The sequence below is a fragment of the Psittacicella gerlachiana genome (genome assembly GCF_003585965.1).
Lineage (GTDB): Bacteria > Pseudomonadota > Gammaproteobacteria > Enterobacterales > Psittacicellaceae > Psittacicella > Psittacicella gerlachiana.
The window spans coordinates 1-1,552 of sequence record NZ_NRJF01000262.1; the positions used below are offsets into that span (position 1 = coordinate 1).

Sequence of the window (1,552 nt, forward strand, 5' to 3'; positions counted from 1 at the left end):
ATAAAAGCCTTATAGTCTTATTTAAAAAAATTTAAAAGAAGTTTAGAAAAGAGAGATCAAAGGTTTTTAAACAACTTAGCAGGTTTTTATTTTAATAGCGACTGTTTACAAATAGTTGTAAATACTACATTACGCATATACCAGTTTTTAAAGTTAATAAGAAAAAGCAAAGTTGTAATTGCTCTTAGGAAAAGCAAATTGGTAGAACTAACCAATAGTTGAATCGACAAGAAAGAGTTTTTAAGCAAGCTTAATTTTGTTTTAAACGAAGTTTTCTAAAAATTAATAACGCAAAACCCAAAGGTAAGACCTCGGGGTTAATTTTTTATTTTTAGATTTTTAAATTCAACTAAATTTTGTCGAACTACTAAGAGAATCTCATAAAACATAAGGGCTACTTAAAAGATTTATTTAAGTAGATAGTCAATCAACCATTCAAGAAAGATTTAATATACATGGAAACAATTCCAATTACACAACGTGGAGAAAAGCTTTTACGTAAAGAGCTTGAGTACTTAGTAAGAGAACGTCGTCCTGCAATTACTAAAGCTATTGCTGAAGCACGTGAGCATGGAGACTTAAAAGAAAACTCTGAGTATCATGCAGCTCGTGAAGAGCAATCTTTAATTGAAGCTCGTATCTCTTATATTGAAGGTTTATTAAGTAACGGTCAAGTAATTGATGTTAGTAAACTAGATGTAGAAACTGTAGTTTTTGGTTGTAAAGTAAAACTTTACAATATAGATACAGACGAAGAAATCACTTATCGTATTGTGGGTGAAGATGAAGCTGATGTTAAATCAGGTCGTATTTCATTTAAAACCCCAATAGCTCGTGGTTTAATCGGTAAAGAAGAAGGTGATGAAGTTGCAATTACTACGCCAAGTGGACAATTACACTTTGAAATCCTTGAAATTGATTATGAAAATGAATCTGTAGATGCAGAGTAAATTTTTAATAATATTAAAGGACATAAGTAGATTTACTTATGTCCTTTAATGTATCTAAAAGAATACTTTTTAACGTCCACGGAAAAGTTTTAACTTTTCTTCGACTTTTTTCGCCTTTGAAGGTTTGTAGAATACCGCAATATTTCCTACAATACGAATTAAAGTAACTCCTTGGGTTTGACGTACAATTTCATCACAAATAGCTTGACGAATTTGTTTGCGCTCTTCTGGAGTATCACCTTCAAAAGACATTTTAACTTTAATTAATTCGTGATGATCAATAGAGTTATTAAACTCTTTAATCACAGAGTCGGTTAAAAGATTTTGCCCAATCATTACCACTGGCTTTAAGTCATGAGATAGGCCAAATAATTCTTTTTTAACCGCAGTTGTTAATTTTAAAGCCATGAAAACCTCAAATTTAAATTGACAATATTTTGTAACTACAAGCAAACTATTATAACATAAATGCTCTTAAAAGTTATTAGAAGTTGTAAAATATGCTTATTTTTTATTTAGTAATACAAAAAATAGGGTATAATATACGGCATAGATAAAATTTAGATAAGATTAGGTGTCGGTATTTATTACAATATTTATTG

2 protein-coding genes are annotated in these 1,552 nt (G+C 29.6%); one reads left to right on the top strand and one right to left on the bottom strand.

Features of this window, described 5'->3' with window-relative positions; all coding sequences use genetic code 11:
• Window positions 1–455 precede the first annotated feature (455 nt).
• Window positions 456–950: a transcription elongation factor GreA gene (gene greA / locus CKF59_RS07440; protein ID WP_119535277.1), complete on the top strand. Its 495-nt coding sequence runs from the start codon at window positions 456–458 to the stop codon at window positions 948–950.
• Window positions 951–1,019: 69 nt separating this feature from the next.
• Here greA and CKF59_RS07445 read toward each other — a convergent pair whose 3' ends face one another.
• On the bottom strand, window positions 1,020–1,358 hold the full coding sequence (locus tag CKF59_RS07445) for a YhbY family RNA-binding protein (protein WP_119535278.1): 339 nt from the start codon (window positions 1,356–1,358) through the stop codon (window positions 1,020–1,022).
• Between the last annotated feature and the right edge of the window lie 194 nt (window positions 1,359–1,552).

Coding starts and splice junctions, on each gene's coding strand:
- greA (WP_119535277.1), top strand. CDS start 456: ATGGAAACAATTCCAATTACACAACGTGGAGAAAAGCTTTTACGTAAA.
- CKF59_RS07445 (WP_119535278.1), bottom strand. CDS start 1,358: ATGGCTTTAAAATTAACAACTGCGGTTAAAAAAGAATTATTTGGCCTA.